Genomic DNA, 2687 nt, shown 5'->3' on the forward strand with positions numbered 1-2687 from the left:
AACTCTTAATTAAAATAGTTTGTTTAACGTCTAGCGTTAATTATTTGTGATTTTTTTTGGTGCTTTTCTTGCACTCTAATTATCCATTGTCGCTTTCCAACTCGCCTATCGTTTATACGGGGCGGCTCATTGGAAGCGGGTACATTGTTCAGTTGTCATGGTTCATTCACTGCGAATTTTTCTTATTCGCAATTAAATTGTCTTGCCGCCATCAACGCTTTGTTTCGGCGACAAGAATTACTATACCAAAGCCAATCTGATCCGTCAAGCACATTTTGAAAGTTTTAGAAAACTTTTCAACACAACTTTTCATCCGGTAATTGGGCAATAAAAAACACGTGTTGCCACATGTTTAAAGTGGAGCCGGCGATGGGACTCGAACCCGCGACCTATTGATTACAAGTCAATTGCTCTACCAATTGAGCTACGCCGGCAAATCTAAAAGGTGATACATATAAAGTTTTCACAAAGCGAATGCAATGAATTGCTTGTCGCTCAGAAAAAAATGGCGATCCGGAAGGGATTCGAACCCTCGACCTCCAGCGTGACAGGCTGGCGTTCTAACCAGCTGAACTACCGGACCACATTTAAGTGATAAATGAAAATTAAATTGGTGGAAGATACAGGACTTGAACCTGCGACCACTTGGATGTCGACCAAGTGCTCTACCAGCTGAGCTAATCTTCCATATCTGATATTTTATATCAAATCAACTCAGTTTGTCAAGCTTTTTTCATTCAACTGAATGAAATGCTCTTTGCTATACAGCAACCGTTTATTTATTGACTAGGCGCTCGGGATTCGCAAAAGCGAATCCTGATGCCTGCAATTAAAAACTGTTATGGTGACCCCTAGGGGAATCGAACCCCTGTTACCGCCGTGAAAGGGCGGTGTCTTGACCGCTTGACCAAGGGGCCATGTGTTAGCGACAAGTTATATACTACAGCATACCGATCCATCCGTCAAGCATTTTAAAGCGTTTTTTTTACTATTTAAAAACATGAGTATTTCCAATGCTTTCAAATCTTTATTCACTACTAAATACCTAATTGTAAGCATTAGTAAAAAGCTCCGTCACTCTTTAAGTACTATATCATACAAGTGATTATAGAACATCTAGCCATCATAGTTAAAATTCGCCATCCGCTCAATCAGCTAAACGGCTCTACTACTAATTTAAAATTCATCTACATGCTCGAAATAAGATAGAGCAAGCACATCTCATCTTGAGCAAACTAATGATTACAGAAATTTAATTTATCGCACCCCACGAGCGAAGTCTGCTCGTGGGGCTGTAAGTGAGCGTTAACTACGAACGTACTTTGTCCGTAGAGCCAGTAAGTGAACGTTTACTACGAATGTCTTTTATTCGTATCTGCGGACGTGAATTCTTTCTATTCACGAGCAGGGTTCACGGTGGCTGACCCAAGATAAGGTCTCTTAAGAGTATCACCGAGTTCTGTGGAATGTGGAACGTAGAATGTAGAAACTCTTAAAGCTACGCTTTGCGAGCACCCACGCGCAAGGGATTCCACATTCCACATACTACATTCCACAAACCTCTCTTATCTTTTCTACCAAAAACGAAAAAAGACACTAGTTATCAACTAATGTCTTCTTTAAATAAGCAACGTCTTATCCTTGCGAGTGTAGTTGACTCGCAACCAGCGAAAGTGAGCGCTTACTACGAATTCCTTTTATTCGTAGCTGTGTAAGTGAATTCTTTCTATTCACGGGCAGGATTGACGGAGCCCAACCCCAGGTAAGGTCTCATAAGAGTATCACCGAGTTCTGCGGAATGTGGAAAGTAGAATGCGGAAACTCTTGAAGCTACGCTTCGCGAGAGCACCCACGCGCGTTACGCGCAAGGGATTCCACATTCCACATACTACATTCCACAAACCTCTCTATTCTATTTTACAAAAACGAAAAAACACACCAGTTATAAACCAGTGTGTTTTCTTAAATAGGCAACGTTCTATCCTTGCGAGTGTTTTTTACTCGCAACCGGTGGAAGTGAATTCTTTTTATTCACGGACCAGCCACTGGGAACAAAAGATCGTTGCTGTCCAATTACCACGAACGAATTTTGTTCGTGGGGGCTGTAAGTCAATCGTATTTTATTGACGGAGCCCGACCCGTGATAAGGTCTCTATCTTCTCTTTTGTACATACGAAAAAACACACCAGTTAAACTGATGTGTCATTTCAAATAGGCAACGTTCTATCTTCCCAGCCAGCTGCCCGGTATACCGCCACGGACTTGCCCGTGAATTAAAAGCCATTCACTTCCGCAAGCTATGAATAGAATACAATTCATAGTAGCAATCCGTTTTCCGGTACTGCGAGCATAATACACTCGCAGGGCTAAGAGACTTAACTTCCGTGTTCGAGATGGGAACGAGCCACGAGCGTGCTCTGCTCGTGGGGGCTGTAAGTGAATCGTGCTACGAATGCTTTTTATTCGTAGACTGCGTAAGTGAATTGTATTTCATTCACGGGCAGAGTTCACGGAGCCCGACCCCAGATAAGGTCTCTCTAATCTCTTCACTAGTGATACATCCAACTCTTCAACAAAAACGAAAAAAGACATTAGATCAACTAATGTCTTTTTCAAATAAGCAACGTCTTATCCTTGCGAGTGTTTTTTACTCGCAACCAGCGTAAGTGAGCGCTTTTTGCTCACGG

Annotated in this window: 4 tRNA genes; all 4 read right to left on the reverse strand. The window is 42.2% G+C overall.

Annotated elements, in window-relative coordinates:
• Window positions 1-358: 358 nt before the first annotated feature.
• A tRNA-Thr gene (locus tag DWB64_RS19005) sits at window positions 359-434 on the reverse strand.
• A 72-nt stretch (window positions 435-506) separates the two neighbouring features.
• A tRNA-Asp gene (locus DWB64_RS19010) sits at window positions 507-583 on the reverse strand.
• A gap of 28 nt (window positions 584-611) precedes the next feature.
• Window positions 612-687, reverse strand: a tRNA-Val gene (locus DWB64_RS19015).
• Window positions 688-842: 155 nt separating this feature from the next.
• Window positions 843-917: transfer RNA gene (locus DWB64_RS19020), tRNA-Glu, on the reverse strand.
• Between the last annotated feature and the right edge of the window lie 1770 nt (window positions 918-2687).

It is taken from the genome of Fusibacter sp. A1 (genome assembly GCF_004125825.1).
Lineage (GTDB): Bacteria > Bacillota > Clostridia > Peptostreptococcales > Acidaminobacteraceae > QQWI01.